This window comes from Streptomyces sp. Ru72, assembly GCF_002920635.1.
Taxonomy (GTDB): Bacteria; Actinomycetota; Actinomycetes; order Streptomycetales; family Streptomycetaceae; genus Streptomyces.
Genome location: NZ_PQSR01000002.1, coordinates 200,794 through 223,891, shown reverse-complemented (window position 1 = coordinate 223,891; position 23,098 = coordinate 200,794). Strand labels below are relative to the sequence as shown.

Here is a 23,098-nt window from a genome sequence, read left to right as displayed (position 1 = left end):
CGGGTCGCATGGGCAACGAGCGGGTCACCACCCAGAACCTGACCGTCCACGCCGTTGACGCGGAGAAGGGTCTGCTGCTCATCAAGGGCGCGGTTCCCGGTCCGAACGGCGGCCTCGTCCTGGTCCGCACCGCGGCCAAGGGGGCCTGAGGTAACCGATGAGCACTGTTGACATCCTTTCGCCGGCGGGCGAGAAGGCCGGTACCGTCGAGCTCCCCGCGGAGATCTTCGGCGTTGAGAAGGTCAGCATCCCGCTGATCCACCAGGTCGTCGTCGCGCAGCTGGCCGCTGCCCGCCAGGGCACGCACAAGACGAAGACGCGTGGCGAGGTCCGTGGTGGCGGCAAGAAGCCGTACCGCCAGAAGGGCACCGGTCGCGCCCGCCAGGGTTCGACCCGCGCGCCGCAGTTCGCCGGTGGTGGCGTCGTGCACGGTCCCGTGCCGCGCGACTACTCGCAGCGGACCCCGAAGAAGATGAAGGCCGCGGCCCTGCGCCACGCCCTCACCGACCGGGCCCGCAACAACCGCATCCACGTCGTGACCGACGTGGTCGAGTCGGACATCTCCACCAAGGCCGCCAAGGCTCTCCTCGCCAAGATCAGCGAGCGCAAGAACGTGCTGCTGGTCGTCGACCGCGAGAACGAGAAGGCCGTGCTGTCCGCTCGCAACCTGCCCCAGGTCCACATCCTGGAGCCGGGCCAGCTGAACACGTACGACGTGATCGTCTCCGACGACGTGGTCTTCACCCAGGCCGCTTTCGAGTCCTTCGTGTCCGGCCCGAAGGCCACTGACACCGAAGGGAGCGAGGTCTGATGGCTATCCGTCACCCCGCCATTGCCTCGAAGGCCGCCAAGGCCGCCAAGGCCGCGCGCGTCGCCAAGGCGCGTCGTCACGCCGCCGAGGGCAAGAACACCGTCGAGACCCCGCTGAGCAAGTCGTACACGGACCCCCGTGACGTGCTGATCAAGCCGGTCGTCTCCGAGAAGAGCTACGCGCTCCTCGACGAGAACAAGTACACGTTCATCGTGGACCCGAGCGCCAACAAGACCCAGATCAAGCAGGCCGTCCAGGCGGTCTTCTCGGTCAAGGTCACCGGGGTCAACACGATCAACCGCCAGGGCAAGCGCAAGCGGACCCGCACCGGCTTCGGCCAGCGTGCGGCGACCAAGCGCGCGATCGTGACCCTCGCCGAGGGCGACCGTATCGACATCTTCGGCGGTCCGACCGCCTAAGGGCGGTCCGGATCGTCCGATATCGGACGAGGACTGAGAAATGGGAATCCGCAAGTACAAGCCGACTACGCCGGGCCGTCGTGGGTCCAGCGTCGCCGACTTCGTCGAGGTCACGCGGTCCACGCCGGAGAAGTCGCTGGTCCGCCCCCTGCACAGCAAGGGTGGCCGTAACAACTCCGGTCGTGTGACCGTCCGCCACCAGGGTGGTGGCCACAAGCGCGCCTACCGCGTGATCGACTTCCGTCGTCACGACAAGGACGGCGTGCCGGCGAAGGTCGCGCACATCGAGTACGACCCCAACCGCACCGCGCGCATCGCGCTGCTGCACTACGCCGACGGCGAGAAGCGCTACATCCTCGCCCCGCGCAACCTGCAGCAGGGCGACACCGTGGAGAACGGTCCCGGGGCCGACATCAAGCCGGGCAACAACCTGGCCCTCCGCAACATCCCGGTCGGTACCACGATCCACGCGATCGAGCTCCGTCCCGGTGGCGGCGCCAAGTTCGCCCGCTCCGCCGGTGCCTCCGTGCAGCTGCTGGCGAAGGAGGGCGCCTACGCCCACCTGCGCATGCCGTCCGGTGAGATCCGCCTGGTCGACGTCCGCTGCCGCGCCACCGTCGGCGAGGTCGGCAACGCCGAGCAGTCGAACATCAACTGGGGCAAGGCGGGCCGCAAGCGCTGGCTGGGCGTCCGCCCGACCGTGCGTGGTGTGGTCATGAACCCGGTCGACCACCCGCACGGTGGTGGTGAGGGCCGTACCTCCGGTGGCCGTCACCCCGTGTCCCCGTGGGGCCAGAAGGAAGGTCGTACGCGTTCTCCCAAGAAGGCGAGCAACAAGTACATCGTCCGCCGCCGCAAGACGAACAAGAAGCGCTAAGGACGGGTTGAGATGCCTCGTAGCTTGAAGAAGGGGCCCTTCGTCGACGACCACCTGATGAAGAAGGTGGATGTCCAGAACGAAGCCGGCACCAAGAACGTCATCAAGACCTGGTCCCGTCGCTCGATGATCGTCCCGGCCATGCTGGGCCACACGATCGCGGTGCACAACGGCAAGACCCACATCCCGGTGTTCGTCACCGAGTCGATGGTCGGCCACAAGCTCGGCGAGTTCTCGCCGACCCGCACCTTCCGGGGCCACGTCAAGGAAGACCGGAAGTCGAAGCGCCGCTAAGCGGATCGCATTCAGACACGTAAGTAACTGAAGGGACAACCATGGAAGCCAGGGCCCAGGCGCGGTACATCCGCGTCACGCCCATGAAGGCCCGCCGCGTGGTGGACCTCATCCGTGGCATGGACGCCACGGAGGCCCAGGCCGTCCTGCGATTCGCTCCGCAGGCAGCCTCCGTGCCGGTCGGCAAGGTGCTGGACAGCGCCATCGCCAACGCCGCGCACAACTACGACCACACCGATGTCGACAGCCTCTACATCTCCGAGGCCTACGTCGACGAGGGCCCGACCCTGAAGCGGTTCCGTCCGCGTGCCCAGGGCCGTGCCTACCGGATCCGCAAGCGGACCAGCCACATCACCGTGGTCGTCAGCAGCAAGGAAGGAACCCGGTAATGGGCCAGAAGGTAAACCCGCATGGGTTCCGGCTCGGTGTCACGACCGACTTCAAGTCGCGTTGGTACGCCGACAAGCTCTACAAGGACTACGTCAAGGAAGACGTCGCCATCCGTCGGATGATGACGTCCGGCATGGAGCGCGCCGGCATCTCCAAGGTGGAGATCGAGCGCACCCGTGACCGCGTCCGCGTGGACATCCACACCGCGCGTCCGGGCATCGTCATCGGCCGCCGTGGCGCCGAGGCCGACCGCATCCGCGGCGACCTCGAGAAGCTCACGGGCAAGCAGGTCCAGCTGAACATCCTCGAGGTCAAGAACCCCGAGACCGACGCTCAGCTCGTGGCCCAGGCCGTCGCCGAGCAGCTCTCCTCCCGCGTCTCCTTCCGTCGCGCCATGCGCAAGAGCATGCAGTCGGCGATGAAGGCGGGCGCCAAGGGCATCAAGATCCAGTGCGGTGGCCGCCTCGGCGGCGCCGAGATGTCCCGCTCGGAGTTCTACCGCGAGGGCCGTGTGCCCCTGCACACGCTCCGTGCGAACGTGGACTACGGCTTCTTCGAGGCCAAGACGACCTTCGGCCGCATCGGTGTGAAGGTCTGGATCTACAAGGGCGACGTCAAGAACATCGCCGAGGTCCGCGCCGAGAACGCCGCCGCCCGTGCGGGCAACCGCCCGGCCCGCGGTGGCGCCGACCGCCCGGCCCGTGGTGGCCGCGGTGGCGAGCGGCGCGGTCGCAAGCCGCAGCAGGCTGCCGGCGCCGAGGCCCCCAAGGCCGAGGCCCCCGCCGCTCCGGCTGAGAGCACCGGAACGGAGGCCTGACCGACATGCTGATCCCCCGTAGGGTCAAGCACCGCAAGCAGCACCACCCCAAGCGCGACGGCGCTGCCAAGGGTGGCACGACGGTTGCGTTCGGCGAGTACGGCATCCAGGCGCTCACCCCGGCGTACGTGACGAACCGTCAGATCGAGGCCGCTCGTATCGCCATGACGCGTCACATCAAGCGTGGTGGCAAGGTCTGGATCAACATCTACCCGGACCGTCCGCTCACCAAGAAGCCCGCCGAGACCCGCATGGGTTCCGGTAAGGGTTCTCCGGAGTGGTGGATCGCCAACGTCAAGCCCGGACGCGTGATGTTCGAGCTGTCGTACCCCAACGAGAAGATCGCCCGTGAGGCGCTGACTCGTGCGGCCCACAAGCTGCCGATGAAGTGCCGGATCGTCAAGCGCGAGGCAGGTGAAGCGTGATGTCGGCCGGTACCAAGGCGTCCGAGCTGCGCGAGCTGGGCAACGAGGAGCTTCTGGGCAAGCTCCGCGAGGCCAAGGAAGAGCTGTTCAACCTCCGCTTCCAGGCGGCGACGGGCCAGCTCGAGAACCACGGCCGTCTGAAGGCGGTCCGCAAGGACATCGCGCGGATCTACACCCTGATGCGCGAGCGTGAGCTGGGCATCGAAACGGTGGAGAACGCCTGATGAGCGAGAACAACGTGACTGAGAAGACTGAGGCGCGCGGCTTCCGCAAGACCCGTGAGGGTTACGTCGTCAGCGACAAGATGGACAAGACCGTCGTCGTCGCCGTCGAGGACCGCGTGAAGCACGCCCTGTACGGCAAGGTCATCCGCCGTACGAACAAGCTCAAGGCGCACGACGAGCAGAACGCCGCGGGTGTCGGCGACCGCGTCCTCCTGATGGAGACCCGGCCGCTGTCCGCGACCAAGCGCTGGCGCGTCGTCGAGATCCTCGAGAAGGCGAAGTAACAAGCGGGGGCTACGCCGCCGCTGACCCCCGCCGGGGACTTGGCCCCGCAGGCCCCCGGGCCTGCGGGCGAAGCCCGGCCCACGGCCGAGCCGCGAGCGGGCGTCCGCGCCTTGCAGCGCGGGCCCGCACCGTGACCCGGTCCGCCCGGCCGACAGGCCCCGGCAGGGGTTTTCGCCAGACCGTAAAACTCCCGCGGAGCGATCCGCGGGGCGAAACCGCCGCTCGGCGGGGCCCGAAGGGCCTCCGCCGGGGCTGGCCGGTCCGCGAGTGGTTCGCGCGCACAGCGTGGGCGTGCACGCGGCCCCCGGCCGGAATCGGCCAGTAATTCCTGCGGGGGTATCCCCGCAGGACAGTTCCGCCAGGCTCTCCGGCTCACCCCGGAGGGAACCGGCAGACGATCAGGAGATAGACGTGATCCAGCAGGAGTCGCGACTGCGTGTCGCCGACAACACTGGTGCGAAGGAGATCCTTTGCATCCGTGTGCTCGGTGGCTCCGGTCGCCGCTACGCGGGCATCGGTGACGTCATCGTCGCCACCGTCAAGGACGCGATCCCCGGTGGCAACGTGAAGAAGGGTGACGTCGTCAAGGCGGTCATCGTTCGCACCGTCAAGGAGCGCCGCCGTCCGGACGGCTCGTACATCCGCTTCGACGAGAACGCCGCCGTCATTCTGAAGAACGACGGCGACCCTCGCGGCACCCGCATCTTCGGCCCGGTCGGCCGTGAGCTGCGCGAGAAGAAGTTCATGAAGATCATCTCGCTCGCGCCGGAGGTGCTGTAAGCATGAAGATCAAGAAGGGCGACCTGGTCCAGGTCATCACCGGCAAGGACAAGGGCAAGCAGGGCAAGGTCATTGCCGCTTTCCCGCGCGAGGAGCGCGTCCTGGTCGAGGGTGTCAACCGGGTCAAGAAGCACACCAAGGCTGGTCCGACCGCTCGCGGCTCGCAGGCCGGCGGCATCATCACGACCGAGGCCCCCATCCACGTGTCCAACGTTCAGCTGGTCGTGGAGAAGGACGGCAACAAGGTCGTGACCCGCGTCGGCTACCGCTTCGACGAGAACGGCAACAAGATCCGCGTTGCCAAGCGGACGGGTGAGGACATCTGATGACGACCACCACCGTGACTCCGCGTCTGAAGCAGAAGTACCGCGACGAGATCGTCCAGAAGCTGCGTGAGCAGTTCAAGTACGAGAACGTCATGCAGGTTCCGGGCCTCGTCAAGATCGTGGTCAACATGGGTGTGGGCGACGCCGCCCGCGACTCCAAGCTGATCGAGGGCGCCATCCGCGACCTCACCACGATCACCGGTCAGAAGCCGGCCGTCACCAAGGCCCGCAAGTCCATCGCGCAGTTCAAGCTGCGTGAGGGCCAGCCGATCGGTGCCCACGTCACGCTCCGTGGCGACCGCATGTGGGAGTTCCTGGACCGCACCCTGTCGCTCGCGCTGCCGCGCATCCGCGACTTCCGCGGCCTGTCCCCCAAGCAGTTCGACGGCCGTGGCAACTACACCTTCGGTCTCACGGAGCAGGTCATGTTCCACGAGATCGACCAGGACAAGATCGACCGCGTCCGGGGTATGGACATCACCGTGGTCACCACGGCGACCAACGACGAAGAGGGCCGTGCCCTTCTCCGTCACCTCGGCTTCCCCTTCAAGGAGGCGTGAGCGAGATGGCGAAGAAGGCTCTCATCGCGAAGGCTGCTCGCAAGCCCAAGTTCGGTGTGCGCGCGTACACCCGCTGCCAGCGCTGCGGCCGTCCGCACTCCGTGTACCGCAAGTTCGGCCTCTGCCGCGTGTGCCTTCGTGAGATGGCTCACCGTGGCGAGCTGCCGGGCGTGACCAAGAGCTCCTGGTAATCCCCCACTTGGGGATTCCCCAGGGCTCTCGGTAAGCAACCGGGGCGGCAGGACGCCCAGCCCGCATGCCTTAGGCTTGTGGGGTTGGGCGTCTGTCGCCGCCCTTACGACTTACTACGCCGTAGGTCCACCGCGCCGCACCCGTCCCGTCTCGGATCGGGGAGAGGGATGGCGCACCAGGAAACCCCGGCGAGAGAGGCCGAAGGCCAATTCATGACCATGACTGATCCGATCGCAGACATGCTCACGCGTCTGCGGAACGCGAACGCGGCGTACCACGACACCGTGACGATGCCGCACTCCAAGATCAAGTCGCACATCGCGGAGATCCTCCAGCAGGAGGGCTTCATCACGGGCTGGCGCGTCGAGGACGCCGAGGTCGGCAAGAACCTCGTCCTCGAGCTGAAGTTCGGCCCCAACCGTGAGCGCTCCATCGCGGGCATCAAGCGGATCTCCAAGCCCGGTCTCCGGGTGTACGCGAAGTCCACCAACCTGCCGAAGGTGCTCGGCGGCCTCGGCGTGGCGATCATCTCCACGTCGCACGGGCTCCTCACCGACAAGCAGGCCGGCAAGAAGGGCGTGGGTGGGGAAGTCCTCGCCTACGTCTGGTAGCAGAAGGGAACGGAGGAAACAGCTATGTCGCGCATCGGCAAGCTCCCCATCGCGGTTCCCGCCGGCGTGGACGTCACCATCGACGGCCGTACGGTCTCGGTCAAGGGCCCCAAGGGCGAACTGACCCACACCGTTGCCGCGCCGATCGACATCGCCAAGGGCGAGGACGGCACCCTCTCGGTGACCCGCCCCAACGACGAGCGTCAGAACAAGGCCCTGCACGGCCTGTCCCGCACGCTGGTGGCGAACATGATCACCGGCGTGACCCAGGGTTACGTGAAGAAGCTCGAGATCAGCGGTGTCGGTTACCGCGTGACGGCCAAGGGTTCGAACCTCGAGTTCGCGCTCGGCTACAGCCACCCGATCACCGTCGAGGCGCCCGAGGGCATCACCTTCAAGGTGGAGACCCCGACCCGCTTCTCGGTCGAGGGCATCGACAAGCAGAAGGTCGGCGAGGTTGCGGCCAACATCCGCAAGCTGCGCAAGCCCGACCCGTACAAGGCCAAGGGCGTCAAGTACGAGGGCGAAGTCATCCGCCGCAAGGTCGGAAAGGCGGGTAAGTAAGCCATGGCATACGGGCAGAAGATCCTCAAGGGCGACGCCTACAAGCGCGCCGCGATCAAGCGCCGTCACATCCGGATCCGCAAGCGGATCTCCGGTACGGCGGAGCGTCCCCGTCTGGTCGTGACCCGCTCGAACCGCCACATCGTGGCGCAGGTGATCGACGACCTCAAGGGCCACACCCTGGCGTCGGCGTCCACGCTGGACAGCTCGATCCGCGGTGGCGAGGGCGACAAGTCCGCGCAGGCCAAGCAGGTCGGCGCCCTGGTCGCCGAGCGTGCCAAGGCCGCCGGTGTCGAGGCCGTCGTGTTCGACCGTGGTGGCAACCAGTACGCCGGGCGCATCGCCGCTCTGGCGGACGCCGCCCGCGAAGCCGGGCTCAAGTTCTGAGCCTGCCGTAGCTAGCGGAGACAGAGAGAGGTAATTCCAATGGCTGGACCCCAGCGCCGCGGTGGCGGTGCCGGTGGCGGCGAGCGGCGGGACCGGAAGGGCCGTGACGGCGGCGCAGCTGCCGCCGAGAAGACCGCGTACGTTGAGCGCGTCGTCGCGATCAACCGCGTCGCCAAGGTTGTGAAGGGTGGTCGTCGCTTCAGCTTCACCGCGCTGGTCGTGGTGGGCGACGGTGACGGCACCGTGGGTGTCGGATACGGCAAGGCCAAGGAGGTGCCGGCCGCCATCGCCAAGGGCGTTGAGGAGGCCAAGAAGCACTTCTTCAAGGTCCCCCGGATCCAGGGCACCATCCCGCACCCGATCCAGGGTGAGAAGGCTGCCGGCGTCGTGCTGCTCAAGCCCGCGTCGCCCGGTACCGGTGTTATCGCCGGTGGTCCGGTGCGTGCCGTGCTCGAGTGCGCCGGTATCCACGACGTGCTGTCGAAGTCGCTCGGCTCCGACAACGCGATCAACATCGTGCACGCGACCGTGGAGGCCCTGAAGGGCCTGCAGCGTCCCGAGGAGATCGCGGCCCGCCGTGGTCTGCCGCTCGAGGACGTCGCCCCCGCGGCCCTGCTGCGTGCGCGTGCCGGGGTGGGTGCGTAATCATGGCGCAGCTCAAGATCACGCAGACGAAGTCCTACATCGGCAGCAAGCAGAACCACCGCGACACCCTGCGTTCCCTGGGCCTCAAGCGCCTGGGTGACGTGGTCGTCAAGGAGGACCGCCCCGAGTTCCGCGGCATGGTGCACACCGTCCGCCACCTCGTGACGGTCGAGGAGGTCGACTGATCATGGCGGAGCAGAACCCGCTGAAGATCCACAACCTCCGTCCCGCCCCGGGCGCCAAGACCGCCAAGACCCGTGTCGGTCGTGGTGAGGCGTCGAAGGGTAAGACGGCCGGTCGTGGTACCAAGGGCACGAAGGCCCGCTACCAGGTTCCGGAGCGCTTCGAGGGCGGCCAGATGCCGCTGCACATGCGCCTCCCGAAGCTGAAGGGCTTCAAGAACCCGTTCAAGACCGAGTACCAGGTCGTGAACCTCGACAAGCTGGCCGCGCTCTACCCCGAGGGTGGCGAGGTCACCGTCGAGGGTCTGGTGGCCAAGGGTGCCGTTCGCAAGAACGCGCTCGTCAAGGTGCTCGGCCAGGGCGAGATCTCCGTGGCACTGCAGGTGACGGTCGACGCCGTCTCCGGCTCCGCCAAGGAGAAGATCACCGCCGCCGGCGGTACCGTCACCGAGCTCGTCTGAAACCTTCGGGCGTCTCGATGACCTGAACGATCCCGACCGGGGATACCTCACACAGAGGTATCCCCGGTCGGTCGTTCCAAGGGAGGCAGTCTCGCGGGTAAGGTGGCCTGCACTGCCCATTTCACCGGGTGTCGCGGTACGGGCACCCGGAGCGGCAGTCGACCGTTACGTATGTCGTTGTTGTCGTTGTTCAGTCGGAAACTCAGACCGTCACCCTTGACGCAGTTGCGCGGGGGTCGCAGGAGGCACCGTGCTCACCGCGTTCGCCCGGGCGTTCAGGACGCCCGACCTGCGCAAGAAGCTGCTCTTCACGCTGGGCATCATCGTGGTGTACCGGGTCGGTACGCACATCCCGATCCCCGGCGTCGACTACAAGAGCGTTCAGACCTGTATCGACGTGGCCAAAGGACAGCAGGGCCTGTTCGGTCTGGTCAACATGTTCAGCGGCGGCGCGCTGCTCCAGATCACGGTCTTCGCGCTGGGCATCATGCCGTACATCACGGCGAGCATCATTCTCCAGCTGCTGACCGTGGTCATCCCGCGCCTCGAGGCCCTCAAGAAGGAGGGCCAGGCCGGTACGACGAAGATCACGCAGTACACCCGCTACCTGACGGTGGCGCTGGCGATCCTCCAGGGCACCGGCCTGGTGGCCACCGCCCGCAGTGGCGCCCTGTTCTCGGGCTGCCCGGTGGCGTCCTCGATCGTGCCCGACCAGTCGATCTTCACCACCATCACGATGGTCATCTGCATGACCGCCGGTACCGCCGTCGTCATGTGGCTCGGTGAGCTGATCACCGACCGCGGCATCGGGAACGGCATGTCCATCCTGATGTTCATCTCGATCGCCGCGACCTTCCCGTCCGCGCTCTGGGCGATCAAGAAGCAGGGCACCCTGGCCGGCGGCTGGATCGAGTTCGGCACGGTCATCCTGGTCGGCCTGGTCATGGTCGGCCTGGTGGTCTTCGTCGAGCAGGCACAGCGCCGCATCCCCGTGCAGTACGCCAAGCGGATGATCGGCCGCCGCTCCTACGGCGGCACGTCCACGTACATCCCGCTCAAGGTCAACCAGGCGGGTGTGATCCCCGTCATCTTCGCGTCGTCGCTGCTCTACATCCCGGCGCTGATCGCGCAGTTCGCCGGGGGCAACTCCGGGTGGAAGTCCTGGGTCCAGCAGAACCTCACCAAGGGTGACCACCCGATTTACATCACCCTTTACTTCCTGCTGATCGTGTTCTTCGCGTTCTTCTACGTGGCGATCTCGTTCAACCCCGAGGAAGTCGCGGACAACATGAAGAAGTATGGTGGCTTCATCCCGGGCATCCGGGCCGGTCGGCCCACCGCTGAGTATCTGTCGTACGTACTCAACCGGATCACCTGGCCGGGTTCGCTGTACCTGGGTCTGATCGCTCTCGTACCGACAGTGGCGTTGGTGGGCTTCGGGGCGAGCCAGAACTTCCCGTTCGGTGGCACCAGCATCCTGATCATCGTGGGTGTCGGCCTCGAGACGGTGAAGCAGATCGAGAGCCAGCTCCAGCAGCGCAATTACGAAGGGTTCCTCCGCTGATGCGAATCGTGCTCGTCGGGCCGCCTGGTGCCGGCAAGGGGACGCAGGCCGCGTTCCTCGCCAAGAACCTGTCGATCCCCCACATCTCCACGGGCGACCTGTTCCGCGCCAACATCAGCCGGCAGACGGAGCTCGGGAAACTCGCGAAGTCCTACATGGACGCGGGCAACCTGGTGCCCGACGAGGTCACCATCGCGATGGCCAAGGACCGCATGGAGCAGCAGGACGCCCAGAACGGCTTCCTCCTGGACGGCTTCCCGCGCAACGTCTCGCAGGCCGAGGCGCTCGACGACATGCTCGAGGCCGAGGGCATGAAGCTGGACGCGGTGCTCGACCTGGAGGTACCCGAGGACGAGGTCGTCAAGCGCATCGCTGGCCGCCGCGTGTGCCGCAACGACTCGTCGCACGTGTTCCACGTGTCGTACAAGACGCCGAGGCAGGAAGGCGTGTGCGACGTCTGCGGCGGCGAGCTGTACCAGCGGGACGACGACTCCGAGGAGACGGTCCGCAAGCGGCTCGAGGTCTACCACACCCAGACCGAGCCGATCATCGACTACTACAAGGCCCAGGGCCTGGTGGTCACGATCTCGGCCCTCGGCAAGGTGGAAGAGGTCACGGCACGCGCGATGGAGGCGCTCCAGCAGAAGGCGGGCGGCAGGTAGTCGCCCCCGCCCGGCGCTCCACGGCCGCGGTTCCCTGACGGGGGCCGCGGCCGTCGTATGGGGTGCCGGTGCGTCCGGGGCGCCCCCCTGACGCGGGCGCCCGGCCCGACGGCCTGTCCCGAAGCGCCGGACGGGCCGGACGCGCGGCCCCGTATCTTTGTTGGTGTCCGTCTCTTCCCGGTCCAGAAAGGCCGCAGCCCCCATGGTGCAGATCAAGACCCGCGAGCAGATCGCCAAGATGCGTGAGGCGGGGCTGGTCGTCGCCGCCGTGCACGAGGCCACGCGCGAGGCGGCCGTGCCGGGCGCCACGACGAAGGACCTGGACGAGGTCGCCCGCAAGGTGCTGGCCGAGCACGGGGCGAAGTCGAACTTCCTGGGGTACGGCGGTTTCCCGGCGACCATCTGCACCTCGGTCAACGAGGTCGTCGTCCACGGCATCCCCTCCGACGAGGTGGTCCTCAAGGACGGCGACATCATCTCCATCGACGCCGGGGCGATCGTGGACGGCTGGCACGGCGACGCGGCGTTCACCGCGTTCGTCGGCTCCGGACACGCCCCGGAGCTCATCGAGCTGTCCCGGGTGACCGAGGAGTCCATGTGGGCCGGCATCGCGGCGATGAAGCAGGGCAACCGCCTCGTCGACGTCTCCCGGGCCATCGAGACGTACATCCGGCGGCAGCCGAAGCCGGGCGGCGGCCGGTACGGGATCATCGAGGACTACGGCGGCCACGGCATCGGCACCGAGATGCACATGGACCCGCACCTGCTGAACTACGTGGACCGACGCCGCGGCAAGGGCCCGAAGCTGGTGCCCGGTTTCTGCCTGGCGATCGAGCCGATGGTGTCGCTCGGCACGCCGAAGACCGAGGTCCTGTCGGACGACTGGACGGTCATCACGACGGACGGCACATGGTCGTCCCACTGGGAGCACTCCGTCGCCCTCACGGAGGACGGTCCCCTGGTGCTGACGGCTCCCGACGGGGGCAAGGCGAAGCTCGCCGAGCACGGGGTCACGGCGGCGCCGGATCCGCTGGCCTGACGCCGGCCTGGACCCACGACCGCCGGTCGCAGGCCGGCGCAGCCGCTCGAAGCCTGTGGGCGCCCCGGGCGCCGAGCCCGCGAGAGCGGCGTCGAGGAGAGGCCGGGGGCAAGGCGAAGCTCGCCGAGCACGGGGTCACGGCGGCGCCGGATCCGTCGGCCTGACGCCGGTCGAGGAACCGCCCCCCGTGCATAGCGATCACCCCGATGGGGCAGACTTCCGCGATTCGTCTTTCCGGGTGCGCTGACGTAGACTGACTCGTCGGCTCTTGTGCACCCGCATGTCCGCATGCACGCGTAAGGCGCACCAGGAGTCGATCAAGGTAGTCGATTCGAAGGGCGAAGCGTGGCCAAGAAGCAAGGTGCCATCGAGATCGAGGGCACTGTCGTCGAGTCTCTTCCGAACGCCATGTTCAAGGTCGAGCTCCAGAACGGCCACCAGGTCCTGGCACACATCAGCGGCAAGATGCGTATGCACTACATCCGCATCCTCCCTGACGACCGGGTCGTGGTGGAGCTGTCTCCGTACGACCTGACGCGTGGCCGGATCGTCTACCGCTACAAGTAGATCTTGCCCACGTCCCGCGTGAGCGGGACCGCCGGCAACTGACCCGGAGAACCTCACATCCCATGAAGGTCAAGCCGAGCGTCAAGAAGATCTGCGACAAGTGCAGGGTGATCCGCCGTCACGGCCGGGTCATGGTCATCTGCGAGAACCCGCGCCACAAGCAGCGCCAGGGCTGACGCACGACCGACCGCACCCTCTGCACCGCTATCGCAGAGTTTCGCGCGACGCGAGCTGAATTTGTTCATACGCAGGGCCCAAGCCGCTTGAGGCGGCTTGACACCCCCGGTTCGGAGGCCGGGGACCCAGTTCGTACCTGATACGGCGGCTGGGAACCGGTCCTGTGGAAGACCTCCGAAGATCACCAGGAGCCATTGAATGGCACGCGTTTCCGGTGTCGACATCCCGCGCGAAAAGCGCGTGGAGATCGCCCTCACCTACGTGTTCGGCATCGGCCGGACCCTCTCGAAGGAGACGCTGGCTGCGACCGGCGTCGACCCGAACACCCGTGTTCGGGACCTGACCGAGGAGCAGCTGGTCGCGATCCGCGAGTACGTCGACAACAACATCAAGACCGAGGGTGACCTCCGTCGCGAGATCCAGGCCGACATCCGCCGCAAGGTCGAGATCGGTACCTACCAGGGTCTGCGTCACCGTCGCGGTCTGCCCGTCCGCGGTCAGCGCACCAGCACCAACGCCCGTACCCGTAAGGGCCCGCGTCGCGCCATCGCCGGCAAGAAGAAGCCGGGCAAGAAGTAGTCCGCAGCGGACACCTGTCCACGGTCTTCGCTGTAGGACCGACCACCTCCCGTAGGAGTTAAAGGATGCCCCCCAAGGGACGTCAGGGCGCTGCCAAGAAGGTGCGCCGCAAGGAAAAGAAGAACGTCGCTCACGGTCACGCGCACATCAAGAGCACGTTCAACAACACCATCGTTTCGATCACCGACCCGTCCGGCAACGTGATCTCCTGGGCCTCCGCCGGCCACGTCGGCTTCAAGGGCTCCCGGAAGTCCACGCCGTTCGCCGCGCAGATGGCCGCCGAGTCGGCCGCCCGCCGCGCCCAGGAGCACGGCATGCGCAAGGTCGACGTGTTCGTCAAGGGCCCGGGCTCCGGTCGTGAGACCGCGATCCGCTCCCTGCAGGCCACGGGCCTCGAGGTCGGCTCCATCCAGGACGTCACCCCGACCCCGCACAACGGCTGCCGCCCGCCGAAGCGCCGCCGCGTCTGAGGCAGGGCCCGGCTTGAAGGATTCGGGCGGTACGGTCCCGGTTCGGGGCGTACCGCCCGTACCCTTGCAGTACCCGCGCCCCTCCGGGTGCGGTGTGGTCGGGCGTCATATAGCGGGCGCCCCCGACTGAAGGATCTGATCCACACATGCTGATCGCTCAGCGTCCCTCGTTGACCGAAGAGGTCGTCGACGAGTTCCGCTCCCGGTTCGTGATCGAGCCGCTGGAGCCGGGCTTCGGCTACACCCTCGGCAACTCCCTCCGCCGTACGCTCCTGTCGTCGATCCCCGGCGCTGCTGTCACCAGCATCCGCATCGACGGCGTCCTGCACGAGTTCACCACCGTGCCGGGCGTCAAGGAGGACGTCACCGACCTGATCCTCAACATCAAGCAGCTGGTCGTCTCCTCGGAGCACGACGAGCCGGTCGTGATGTACCTGCGCAAGCAGGGCCCGGGTCTGGTCACCGCCGCCGACATCGCGCCCCCGGCCGGTGTCGAGGTGCACAACCCCGACCTGGTCCTCGCCACGCTCAACGGCAAGGGCAAGCTGGAGATGGAGCTCACGGTCGAGCGTGGCCGTGGTTACGTCTCCGCCGTGCAGAACAAGCAGGTGGGCCAGGAGATCGGTCGTATCCCGGTCGACTCGATCTACAGCCCCGTGCTGAAGGTCACGTACAAGGTCGAGGCCACGCGTGTCGAGCAGCGCACCGACTTCGACAAGCTGATCGTCGACGTCGAGACCAAGCAGGCGATGCGTCCGCGTGACGCCATGGCCTCCGCCGGTAAGACGCTGGTCGAGCTGTTCGGTCTCGCGCGCGAGCTGAACATCGACGCCGAGGGCATCGACATGGGCCCGTCCCCGACGGACGCCGCCCTTGCCGCCGACCTGGCGCTGCCGATCGAGGAGCTGGAGCTCACCGTTCGGTCGTACAACTGCCTCAAGCGTGAGGGCATCCACTCCGTGGGTGAGCTCGTCGCGCGCTCCGAGGCGGACCTCCTCGACATTCGCAACTTCGGTGCGAAGTCCATCGACGAGGTCAAGGCGAAGCTGGCCGGCATGGGCCTCGCGCTCAAGGACAGCCCGCCCGGATTCGACCCGACCGCCGCCGCGGACGCCTTCGGCGCGGACGACGACGCGGACGCGGGCTTCGTCGAGACCGAGCAGTACTAGGCGCTCCGCGAGGACGCCGGATTTTGGCTGCGGGTCCGCTCCGGCTGGTCGCGCAGTTCCCCGCGCCCCTGACGGGGCGCGGCCCCTCCAGGCCCCTTCGGGGGCCTGGATCTCCGACGGGCGACCGCCCGCTCGGATACTGACCCCGGTACCTGACACGGCCGGGGCAGACACCTAGGAGAAACACGATGCCGAAGCCCACCAAGGGTGCCCGTCTGGGCGGCAGTGCCGCGCACGAGAAGCACATCCTCGCGAACCTCGCGAAGTCGCTGTTCGAGCACGGTCGTATCACCACCACCGAGGCGAAGGCCCGCCGCCTGCGCCCGTACGCCGAGCGTCTGATCACCAAGGCGAAGAAGGGCGACCTTCACAACCGCCGTCAGGTGCTCCAGGTCATCACGGACAAGAGCATCGTCCACACGCTCTTCACCGAGATCGGCCCGCGGTACGAGAACCGTCCGGGTGGTTACACCCGCATCACCAAGATCGGTAACCGCCGTGGCGACAACGCGCCCATGGCCGTCATCGAGCTGGTCGAGGCGCTGACGGTGCAGCAGAAGGCGGTCGGCGAGGCCGAGGCGGCGACCAAGCGTGCCGTCAAGGAGGCCGAGGCCAAGGCTGAGGAGACCAAGGCCGACGAGGCCACCGAGGCGCCGGCCGAGGAGGCCGCTGCCGAGGAGTCGAAGGACGCCTGAGGTTCCACCTCGCGCTGAGCGGGTCCGCCCTTGCCGGGCGGACCCGCTTTCGCGTACCTGAGAGGATTCCCACGTGAGTGACGAAGTACAGCCCGGTTACGTCCGCGTCCGCCTCGACCTGTCCTACGACGGCACCGAGTTCCACGGATGGGCCAAGCAGGCCGGCGGCAGGCGGACCGTGCAGGGGGAGATCGAGGACGCCCTGCGCACCGTCACCCGCTCCCCGGAGACGTACGAGCTGACCGTCGCCGGACGGACCGACGCCGGGGTGCACGCCCGGGGGCAGGTCGCCCATGTCGATCTGCCGCTTCAGGTGTGGGGCGAACACCGCGGCAAGCTGCTCAAGCGGCTCGCCGGACGGCTGCCCAGGGACGTCAGGGTGTGGGCCCTGCGCGAGGCCCCCAGCGGCTTCAACGCCCGCTTCTCCGCCATCTGGCGGCGCTACGCCTACCGGGTCACCGACAACCCCGGCGGCGTCGATCCGCTGCTGCGCCACCACGTGCTGTGGCACGACTGGCCCCTGGACGTCGACGCGATGGACACGGCCGCCAAGTCCCTGATCGGGGAGCACGACTTCGCGGCGTACGCGAAGAAACGCGAGGGGGCGACGACGATACGGGAGATCTTCGACTTCGGGGTGCGCCGGGGGGCGGACGGTGTCGTCGAGATCGAGGTCCGCGCCGATGCCTTCTGTCACAACCAGGTGCGCTCCATGGTCGGCGCCCTGCTGTTCGTGGGCGACGGCCACCGTGGCGTGGAGTGGCCGCGCAAGGTCCTCGACGCCGGCGTCCGCGACAGCGCCGTCCACGTCGTCCGCCCGCTCGGGCTGACCCTGGAGGAGGTCGCCTACCCGGCGGACGACCAGCTTGCCGAGCGGCAGCGGCAGGCGCGGCGGGTGCGGGTCCGAGGGCAGTGACGGGCCGGCCCCGGCCGGCCCCGGCCGGAGCCGGGCCGGGGCGCGGTTGGGACGCGGCCTATGCCCTGTCCAGGATCTCCTTCAGGGTGGGCTGGAGGAAGGGCTTGAGGGTCTTGGAGTACGACGACGTGATGTGGCTGTTGTCGAAGTAGACGACCTGGTCGCCGATGACCGCCGGGCACACGCCCTCGGCGCAGAACGCGGGCGCCGTGTCGATGATGTCCGCACCGTACTTCTTGGCCACTGCCTGCTCCATGGCGCGGACCTCGGTGTACTCCAGCGCCTGCCACTGCTTGCGGTTGCAGAGCGTGATGGTGTCCATGTGGCTCGCGAGACAATCCGGGATGTTCTGGCCGGGCTCCGGAGTGTCCGTCATGTAGACGAGCCTGGCGCCGGTCCCCTTGAACACCTTGAACGAGGCCTCGGCGCCGGCCCGGTTCGCCTCACCGCGCGCTCGGTCGGCAATCACGAGGACGTCCGGGCGGATCTTCTTGAGCTCCGCGAAGGCCGACTGGCGCCAGCTGTCGCACTCGGTGTACTCGCGGTTCAACTGGGGGTTGATGATGCGGTACGCCTGCGGCGAGCAGCCGCCTTTTTCCATGGTCACCACCCGTACGCCGAGTTCCTTGCCGATCTCGTCGTAGAGGTCGTTCCACTGCCAGGCGTGGGAGTCCCCCATGATGACAAGGGTCTTGGAGCCCTTCGGGTCGCCGGCGACGCAGCCGTCGCGCATCACGAACTTGGGGACGTCGATGTTGTCGATGCAGCCGGCCTCGGCGATGTTCTTGGGCGCGCTCTGCAGAGCGCCCTGCACGGTCGCGGAGAGCTGTGTGCGGTGCACGGAGTCCTTGACCGACGCCTCGCTGGTGTACCCGACCGCGACCGTGTTCGACGGGGACGAGGTCGCCAGGTGCAGCGGCACGATCGTGGCGAGGACCATCGCGCCGGCCGTGCCCGCGGTGGTGAATCCGCCGGTGAACACGCCCTTCCAGGGGCGGGCGACCAGCGACACGTTCTTCTTGAACCTGCGCTCGACCGCGTAATGCAGGACGACGGCCACCAGGAACGACAGGACGACGACACGCATCCGCTCCTGGAACGTGAAATCCCGGTCGGTGATGGACGGCCAGAGCACCAGGAGCGGCCAGTGGGTCAGATACCAGCCGTAGCTGACGTTGCCGACGAAGTCGAGGACGGGATTGTCGAGCAGCCGCTCCGCGCCGAACCGCGGATTGGCGCAGCCACCGGCGATGACCATGACGGCGCCGATGACCGGGCCGGCCACCGCATAGCCGGGCAGCGGTGTCGTGCTGGTGATGAGCATCGCGGTGACGAGCACGGTGCCGAGCCCCAGCCACGAGATGATCGCGGCCACAGCGGTGTTCATGCGGGAGACCAGGGGAGCGGCGAGGGCGAGCAGGACGCCGCAGGTGATCTCCCAGATCCGGGTATGAGTGCTGAAGTATGCGAGGGGCTGGTTCTCGGAGGTCTTCGACCAGCCCAGATAGAACGATCCGGCGATTACGGCCGTCAGGAACAGCGCGACCAGGGCGCGGTTGCGGAAGATCTTGCGGCTGATCCAGACGAGTGCGACGAGGAGGATCGGGGCGGCGAAGTAGAACTGTTCCTCGATGCCCAGCGACCAGAAGTGCTGGTACGGGGTCTGCGACCCGTCGTTGGCGAAGTAGTCGGTGCCGTTCTCGACCAGGCGCCAGTTCAGGAAGCTGAGGGAGGCAGCGAGGCCGTCCTCCATGAAGGCGCGGAACCTGAGCGGGCTGCCGTACATCCAGGCCAGGACCGCGGTGCCGACGATGACGAGGGCCATCGGCGGGGTGAGCCGCCTGAACCGGCGGGCCCAGAATCTGGTCAGGGACACCTTGCCGGTCTTGTCGATCTCGGCCAGGAGCTGGCCGCCGATGAGGAAGCCGCTCAGCACGAAGCTGACGTCCACGCCGCCGTGGATGTCGAGGATGCCGCAGTGCATGCTGACGACCATCATGATGGCCACGGCGCGCAGGCCCTGAATGTCCGGCCGGTACGTGCGAAGGCGCTCCGGTTGTACGGCCGTTGAGCTATGGCGGGTCACGGTTCTCCAGTAACTGTGCGGTCAAGCCGTTCGGCCGGCAGACGAGTTCAGTGGATCGTCGGGCAGGCGACAGCCGTACCGCTGACACGCACCCCTTGGGCCGGGATGCGGATGCCGCACGACAGCCTCAGCTGGGCGGGCAGCTCGTTGTGCGCACCGACGTGCGAGTGGCAGCCCACCACGACCTCGTGGAGGACCGATTCGCTGCCGATCGAGGAGTCGTGGTCCACCACGGATTCGTGGATCCGGGCGCCCTCGGCCACGGTGACACTCGCGCCGATGATGGAGCGGTCGACGACCACGTGCGGGCCGACGACGGAGTGCGGGCCGATCGTCGAGCCGCCCGTGACCTGCGCGGTCGGGTCGACGATCGCCGTGGGGTGGATCAGGGCGTCGGCCGGCCGCCCCACGAGGGGCGAAGTCGCCTTGCCGGTGACCAGGTCGGACGATCCGTGAACGAAGGCCAGCGGCGTACCGAGGTCGCGCCAGTACTCCTCGGTGGTGTGGCCGAACACGCGCCGTCCCTGGGCGACGAGTTGGGGGAAGGTCTCCTGCTCGACCGAGATCTCACGGTCGGCCGGGATGGCGTCGAGGACGGACCGCGTGAAGACGTAGCAGCCTGCGTTGATCTGGTCGGTGACGCACTCCTCGGGCGTCTTTGGTTTCTCGAGGAAGGCCAGCACCCGGCCGTCCTCGTCGGTCGGGACGAGGCCGAAAGCGCGCGGGTCGGGAACCCTGGTGAGGTGCAGGGTCACATCCGCTTCGCGCTCCACGTGTCGCGCCAGGATGGCGGGCATGTCCACGCCGGACAGGATGTCGCCGTTGAGGATGAGGACCGGCTCGTCCGCCGAGCCGCCCCGCAGCATGCGCGCGGCGTTGCGGATCGCCCCGCCGGTGCCGAGCGGGACCTCCTCGACGGCGTAGGAGATCCGCAGATCCTGGGTGAAGTCCTTGAACTCCTCCTCGAAGAGGCTGGCGAGATACGAGGTGGCGAACACCACGTGCTCCACGCCCGCGTCCATCAGCTTGGCTATCTGGTGCCTGATGAAGGAGGAGCCCGCGACGTTGAGCAGCGGCTTCGGAGTGTGGTTCGTCAGCGGGCGCAGGCGAGTCCCCTTGCCGCCCACCAGGATGATGGCTTCTTGCATGATTGCCTTCGCTCGGTCAGTTTGTGGTGGCGGTGCCGGGTCCTGCGTAATCGGACGTGAAGCAGGACTTGATGGCCTTCTCGGTCTGGGGGCGGCCGGCGAAGTCCAGACGGGATGCGGTCTTGTCGTTCGGCGGTGTGTTGGGGTCGTCGTCGAACCAGAGCGACCACCAGTAGACGCCGCTCATGTGGCGCTGCTGGACGACCTTGCAGACCGCGGAGTACCAGTTCGCCTGGACCTGCGTGTTGACGGCGCGCCTGGTGTAGAAGTCGCCGGGGGCGTGGTACGCGCCCTTCATGGCGCCGATGCCGGCCTCGGAGAGGGTGATGTGGGGCAGGTCGCCGGTCGACTTCTTGTCGAGCCACTCGTCCCATCCCCGCACCAGCCGGTCCACGGGGGCGGTGTCGGGCACCTTGACGGGGAAGTAGGCGTCGATACCGAGGTGGTTGACCGGCATGTTGATGCGGCTGGTGACGTACTTGTCCCAGTTGGCGTCGTAGCCGACGTCGCCGGAGAAGGCCTTCTCGGCGAAGCTGACGAGCGCGTCCCAGCCCGGGTCGCCCTCCATCGAGTTGAGCTCCGTGCCGATGACGAAGGAGTCCGCCTTCTCCTCGTCGGCGACCTTCAGATACGGGGTGAGGAACGTCCGGTAGGAGCGGAACCAGGCGGAGCGGGACGCGGGGGCGATGCTGCCGCGCCAGCCGGTCGGCGGGTTCAGGGACGCCTCGTCCATGACGGGACGGAGCGTCGTACGGAACCCGGCGTCCTTGAACACCTTCAGAACCCGTCCCAGCCGCTCGGGGGACGGGGTCTTGGCGCCGGCCGACGTCACGTCGGACGTGAGGCCTCCGGTGAAGAAGGGGAAGGAGAGGGACACCGAGTTCGCGCCCAGGCCGATGAGGTACTTCGCCTGTTTGCGGGCCTGGTCCTCGATGAACACGTCGGATCGTTTGTTCTTCTCCTCCTCCCAGTAGATCTGCACGCCCCACTGCGGCATGCCCGGCTTCCAGGGCTTGTCGACCTTGAGGGCCTCCGCGGAGGAGTGCGGGGACGAGGTGGCCGTCCCCCGGGGGGTGCCCTGGTGCTTGGTGCTGCCGCTCCCGGAGTCGTCCAGGACGATCCTGGGCATGGCGGAGCCCCCTTCCCAGCGCACCGGGTGGTTGCCGACGACGAAGGGGGCACCCAGCACGACGGTGAGGACGGTCACCGGAAAGATGGCGAGCAGGGGAAGTCGCGAACGCATGTCAGTTGTCTTCCGGGTGGTCAGGCGGGCTTGGCGATCACGACGAACTTGTTCTCCTCGCGTCGGACGAACTTCATGAAGCCCTTGAAGCCGCCGAGCCCTTCCAGCACGGAGAAGACGGGGATGAGAGCGACGACGACGATCGGCTCCCACCACTTGCGCCGGCCGCTGACCGACGCGAGTGCGTTCAGCCGCAGACCTTCCCAGTAGGTCCAGATGACGTAGGCGAAGTTGAGGGCCCACAGGATGACCACCGACTGGGTGACCGGCGAGGTGTTCATGTCGTTGATGAGCCAGCCGATGAGCAGCACGGCGGTGATGTGCTGAAGCGGACCGAGGATCCAGGTGGCCACGCAGATCGACAGGAACCAGCGGTAGCGCCAGGGCACGGCCTTGTTGAAGCAGAGTGCCACCAGGCCCCAGGCCCACCTCTCGCGCTGCTTGACGAAGTCGGCGGAGGTGGCGGGGGAGGCGCCGTAGCAGCGGCCGTTGAACCAGTCGCTGCGGCCGGGGTACTTGCGGCAGAAGGTCAGGGCGAGGCGGGCGTCCTCGACGATCTCCTTGGGGCCGAAGTCCCAGCCGATGGTGGCCTCGATGGAGGCGCGCAGCACCAGCAGCTCGCCGTGGACACCGGCGGCCGGAGTGCCCATGCCGGTCAGCGCGCGGAAGCGGGCGATGTCGTCGGCGGGGCGCACGGCGTCTGCGAGCCAGGTGAAGGTGTTGACCGCGTTCTCGCGGGGATACGTGAGGATCCCCTGGGCCATGTGTTTGGCCTCGTCGGGGTGGGCGCGGCGCTGCCGGTTGATGAACTGGGCGAGGGAGGAGGCGGTGTCGGGGCCGACTCCGGTGTCGTCGTCCATGTGCAGCACCCAGACGTGGTCGAGGGCCTCGCCCTCGTGGATGCGCAGTTCGTGGGCGTAGTGGTTGGCACGGGCCTTGAACCGGGTCCCGTTGGCGGGGACATAGTCCTTGGGCACGGTGACCACGCGGATCAGCGGGTGGGAGTCGGCGAGCCGGTCGATCGCCTCGGCCGCCTCGCAGCCCTCTTCGGTGAGTACGTCGACCCGCATGTACGGAAACCACTCCGGCAGGTGCTCGACGTACGAGAGGACCGAGCGCTCCAGCGCGGGGTAGGTGTCGTGCCGTCCGATGGTCGGCACGAGGGCGATCAGGAAGTCCTGCTCCGCGGGGGCGGGCGGGGTCATCCTGTCGATGTGCCGCACCCGGCGGCGGATGAGCAGGGCGCCCTGGATGCCGACGAGGACACCGACCACCGGCAGGGACCAGACGACTGTGAGGGCCCAGCTCAGCGGCGAGGAGCTGGGCCGGTAGGACCACAGTCCGAAGACGACCAGCTGGACGAACGGCAGGAGGAAGGGCAGGATGCCCGGCTTCCAGGACGCGGTGCGCTTCGCGAGCTTGGTGCTGTGCCGTGACTGCGGCGCACCCTCGTGGGCAAGTGTCGATGCCATGCGGACTGCGGAACTCCCGTGAGATCGGTGGCGCGTCGAGGAAGCGGCAGATCTCGGCATG

Annotated in this window: 33 protein-coding genes and 1 pseudogene; 30 read left to right on the top strand and 4 right to left on the bottom strand. The window is 67.6% G+C overall.

Annotation, left to right across the window (positions count from 1 at the left end; all coding sequences use genetic code 11):
• From rplC to truA, 30 genes and pseudogenes are all read left to right on the top strand, one after another.
• Positions 1-149 (top strand): annotated as a pseudogene (gene rplC / locus C3488_RS02195) (50S ribosomal protein L3); the annotation flags it as partial.
• Between the two features lie 8 nt (positions 150-157).
• Positions 158-811, top strand: a complete 654-nt coding sequence (gene rplD / locus C3488_RS02190) for a 50S ribosomal protein L4 (protein ID WP_103837552.1) — start codon at positions 158-160, stop codon at positions 809-811.
• Complete coding sequence (gene rplW / locus C3488_RS02185) at positions 811-1,230, top strand: 50S ribosomal protein L23 (protein ID WP_103837551.1); 420 nt, start codon at positions 811-813, stop codon at positions 1,228-1,230. The genes rplD and rplW overlap by 1 nt, the downstream gene beginning before the upstream one ends.
• Positions 1,231-1,270: 40 nt before the next feature.
• Positions 1,271-2,107, top strand: coding sequence for a 50S ribosomal protein L2 (gene rplB / locus C3488_RS02180; protein WP_103837550.1), 837 nt, complete (start codon positions 1,271-1,273; stop codon positions 2,105-2,107).
• A 12-nt stretch (positions 2,108-2,119) separates the two neighbouring features.
• Positions 2,120-2,401, top strand: a complete 282-nt coding sequence (gene rpsS, locus C3488_RS02175) for a 30S ribosomal protein S19 (protein ID WP_086726223.1) — start codon at positions 2,120-2,122, stop codon at positions 2,399-2,401.
• A 41-nt stretch (positions 2,402-2,442) separates the two neighbouring features.
• A complete protein-coding gene (rplV, locus tag C3488_RS02170; protein ID WP_028420772.1) occupies positions 2,443-2,790 on the top strand; it encodes a 50S ribosomal protein L22 in 348 nt (115 codons plus the stop codon).
• Positions 2,790-3,608 carry a 30S ribosomal protein S3 gene (rpsC, locus tag C3488_RS02165; protein ID WP_055706471.1) on the top strand — a complete coding sequence of 273 codons (819 nt, stop codon included), beginning with the start codon at positions 2,790-2,792 and terminating at the stop codon, positions 3,606-3,608. Before rplV ends, rpsC begins: the two co-directional genes overlap by 1 nt.
• A gap of 5 nt (positions 3,609-3,613) precedes the next feature.
• Positions 3,614-4,033: a 50S ribosomal protein L16 gene (rplP, locus tag C3488_RS02160; RefSeq protein WP_103837549.1), complete on the top strand. Its 420-nt coding sequence runs from the start codon at positions 3,614-3,616 to the stop codon at positions 4,031-4,033.
• Positions 4,033-4,257: a 50S ribosomal protein L29 gene (gene rpmC / locus C3488_RS02155; RefSeq protein WP_018564811.1), complete on the top strand. Its 225-nt coding sequence runs from the start codon at positions 4,033-4,035 to the stop codon at positions 4,255-4,257. The genes rplP and rpmC overlap by 1 nt, the downstream gene beginning before the upstream one ends.
• Entirely contained in the window at positions 4,257-4,541 is a 285-nt protein-coding gene (gene rpsQ / locus C3488_RS02150) for a 30S ribosomal protein S17 (RefSeq protein ID WP_031129706.1), read from the top strand. The genes rpmC and rpsQ overlap by 1 nt, the downstream gene beginning before the upstream one ends.
• A 412-nt stretch (positions 4,542-4,953) precedes the next feature.
• The gene (rplN, locus tag C3488_RS02145; protein ID WP_003998823.1) at positions 4,954-5,322 is read left to right on the top strand and encodes a 50S ribosomal protein L14; all 369 of its coding nucleotides are present in this window, start codon (positions 4,954-4,956) and stop codon (positions 5,320-5,322) included.
• A gap of 2 nt (positions 5,323-5,324) precedes the next feature.
• Positions 5,325-5,648, top strand: coding sequence for a 50S ribosomal protein L24 (gene rplX, locus C3488_RS02140; protein WP_103837548.1), 324 nt, complete (start codon positions 5,325-5,327; stop codon positions 5,646-5,648).
• Complete coding sequence (gene rplE / locus C3488_RS02135) at positions 5,648-6,208, top strand: 50S ribosomal protein L5 (RefSeq protein ID WP_103837547.1); 561 nt, start codon at positions 5,648-5,650, stop codon at positions 6,206-6,208. Before rplX ends, rplE begins: the two co-directional genes overlap by 1 nt.
• Before the next feature lie 5 nt (positions 6,209-6,213).
• A complete protein-coding gene (locus tag C3488_RS02130) occupies positions 6,214-6,399 on the top strand; it encodes a type Z 30S ribosomal protein S14 (protein WP_003956452.1) in 186 nt (61 codons plus the stop codon).
• A gap of 213 nt (positions 6,400-6,612) precedes the next feature.
• Positions 6,613-7,011: a 30S ribosomal protein S8 gene (gene rpsH, locus C3488_RS02120; RefSeq protein ID WP_103837545.1), complete on the top strand. Its 399-nt coding sequence runs from the start codon at positions 6,613-6,615 to the stop codon at positions 7,009-7,011.
• A gap of 24 nt (positions 7,012-7,035) precedes the next feature.
• Positions 7,036-7,575: a 50S ribosomal protein L6 gene (gene rplF, locus C3488_RS02115; RefSeq protein WP_103837544.1), complete on the top strand. Its 540-nt coding sequence runs from the start codon at positions 7,036-7,038 to the stop codon at positions 7,573-7,575.
• Positions 7,576-7,578: 3 nt separating this feature from the next.
• Positions 7,579-7,962 carry a 50S ribosomal protein L18 gene (gene rplR / locus C3488_RS02110; protein WP_028420764.1) on the top strand — a complete coding sequence of 128 codons (384 nt, stop codon included), beginning with the start codon at positions 7,579-7,581 and terminating at the stop codon, positions 7,960-7,962.
• A 39-nt stretch (positions 7,963-8,001) separates the two neighbouring features.
• Positions 8,002-8,607 (top strand): 30S ribosomal protein S5, encoded by a 606-nt coding sequence (rpsE, locus tag C3488_RS02105; protein WP_003998815.1) that lies wholly within the window; start codon positions 8,002-8,004, stop codon positions 8,605-8,607.
• A 2-nt stretch (positions 8,608-8,609) separates the two neighbouring features.
• Positions 8,610-8,792, top strand: coding sequence for a 50S ribosomal protein L30 (gene rpmD / locus C3488_RS02100; RefSeq protein WP_009190145.1), 183 nt, complete (start codon positions 8,610-8,612; stop codon positions 8,790-8,792).
• Positions 8,793-8,794: 2 nt separating this feature from the next.
• Positions 8,795-9,250 carry a 50S ribosomal protein L15 gene (rplO, locus tag C3488_RS02095; protein WP_059127184.1) on the top strand — a complete coding sequence of 152 codons (456 nt, stop codon included), beginning with the start codon at positions 8,795-8,797 and terminating at the stop codon, positions 9,248-9,250.
• A gap of 250 nt (positions 9,251-9,500) precedes the next feature.
• A complete protein-coding gene (gene secY, locus C3488_RS02090) occupies positions 9,501-10,814 on the top strand; it encodes a preprotein translocase subunit SecY (RefSeq protein WP_103837543.1) in 1,314 nt (437 codons plus the stop codon).
• Entirely contained in the window at positions 10,814-11,476 is a 663-nt protein-coding gene (locus C3488_RS02085) for an adenylate kinase (RefSeq protein WP_103837542.1), read from the top strand. The genes secY and C3488_RS02085 overlap by 1 nt, the downstream gene beginning before the upstream one ends.
• Positions 11,477-11,678: 202 nt before the next feature.
• Positions 11,679-12,515, top strand: a complete 837-nt coding sequence (gene map / locus C3488_RS02080; protein WP_103837541.1) for a type I methionyl aminopeptidase — start codon at positions 11,679-11,681, stop codon at positions 12,513-12,515.
• Between the two features lie 345 nt (positions 12,516-12,860).
• Positions 12,861-13,082, top strand: a complete 222-nt coding sequence (gene infA / locus C3488_RS02075; RefSeq protein ID WP_003948620.1) for a translation initiation factor IF-1 — start codon at positions 12,861-12,863, stop codon at positions 13,080-13,082.
• A gap of 62 nt (positions 13,083-13,144) precedes the next feature.
• Positions 13,145-13,258: a 50S ribosomal protein L36 gene (rpmJ, locus tag C3488_RS02070; protein ID WP_003998809.1), complete on the top strand. Its 114-nt coding sequence runs from the start codon at positions 13,145-13,147 to the stop codon at positions 13,256-13,258.
• Positions 13,259-13,457: 199 nt separating this feature from the next.
• Positions 13,458-13,838 carry a 30S ribosomal protein S13 gene (gene rpsM / locus C3488_RS02065; RefSeq protein ID WP_067240336.1) on the top strand — a complete coding sequence of 127 codons (381 nt, stop codon included), beginning with the start codon at positions 13,458-13,460 and terminating at the stop codon, positions 13,836-13,838.
• A gap of 65 nt (positions 13,839-13,903) precedes the next feature.
• On the top strand, positions 13,904-14,308 hold the full coding sequence (gene rpsK, locus C3488_RS02060; RefSeq protein ID WP_003956432.1) for a 30S ribosomal protein S11: 405 nt from the start codon (positions 13,904-13,906) through the stop codon (positions 14,306-14,308).
• 146 nt (positions 14,309-14,454) lie between these two features.
• Positions 14,455-15,477, top strand: coding sequence for a DNA-directed RNA polymerase subunit alpha (locus C3488_RS02055; RefSeq protein WP_003966937.1), 1,023 nt, complete (start codon positions 14,455-14,457; stop codon positions 15,475-15,477).
• 188 nt (positions 15,478-15,665) lie between these two features.
• The gene (rplQ, locus tag C3488_RS02050; protein WP_103837540.1) at positions 15,666-16,172 is read left to right on the top strand and encodes a 50S ribosomal protein L17; all 507 of its coding nucleotides are present in this window, start codon (positions 15,666-15,668) and stop codon (positions 16,170-16,172) included.
• Between the two features lie 73 nt (positions 16,173-16,245).
• Entirely contained in the window at positions 16,246-17,088 is an 843-nt protein-coding gene (gene truA / locus C3488_RS02045; RefSeq protein ID WP_103837539.1) for a tRNA pseudouridine(38-40) synthase TruA, read from the top strand.
• Positions 17,089-17,146: 58 nt separating this feature from the next.
• Here truA and C3488_RS02040 read toward each other — a convergent pair whose 3' ends face one another.
• From C3488_RS02040 to C3488_RS02025, 4 genes are read right to left on the bottom strand one after another with little or no spacing between them, the layout of a single operon-like run.
• Positions 17,147-19,174 carry an acyltransferase family protein gene (locus tag C3488_RS02040; protein WP_103837538.1) on the bottom strand — a complete coding sequence of 676 codons (2,028 nt, stop codon included), beginning with the start codon at positions 19,172-19,174 and terminating at the stop codon, positions 17,147-17,149.
• A 47-nt stretch (positions 19,175-19,221) separates the two neighbouring features.
• Positions 19,222-20,322 carry an NDP-sugar synthase gene (locus C3488_RS02035; protein ID WP_103837537.1) on the bottom strand — a complete coding sequence of 367 codons (1,101 nt, stop codon included), beginning with the start codon at positions 20,320-20,322 and terminating at the stop codon, positions 19,222-19,224.
• 16 nt (positions 20,323-20,338) lie between these two features.
• The gene (locus C3488_RS02030; RefSeq protein WP_103837536.1) at positions 20,339-21,565 is read right to left on the bottom strand and encodes a hypothetical protein; all 1,227 of its coding nucleotides are present in this window, start codon (positions 21,563-21,565) and stop codon (positions 20,339-20,341) included.
• 20 nt (positions 21,566-21,585) lie between these two features.
• Entirely contained in the window at positions 21,586-23,037 is a 1,452-nt protein-coding gene (locus tag C3488_RS02025; protein ID WP_103837535.1) for a glycosyltransferase family 2 protein, read from the bottom strand.
• Positions 23,038-23,098: the final 61 nt, after the last annotated feature.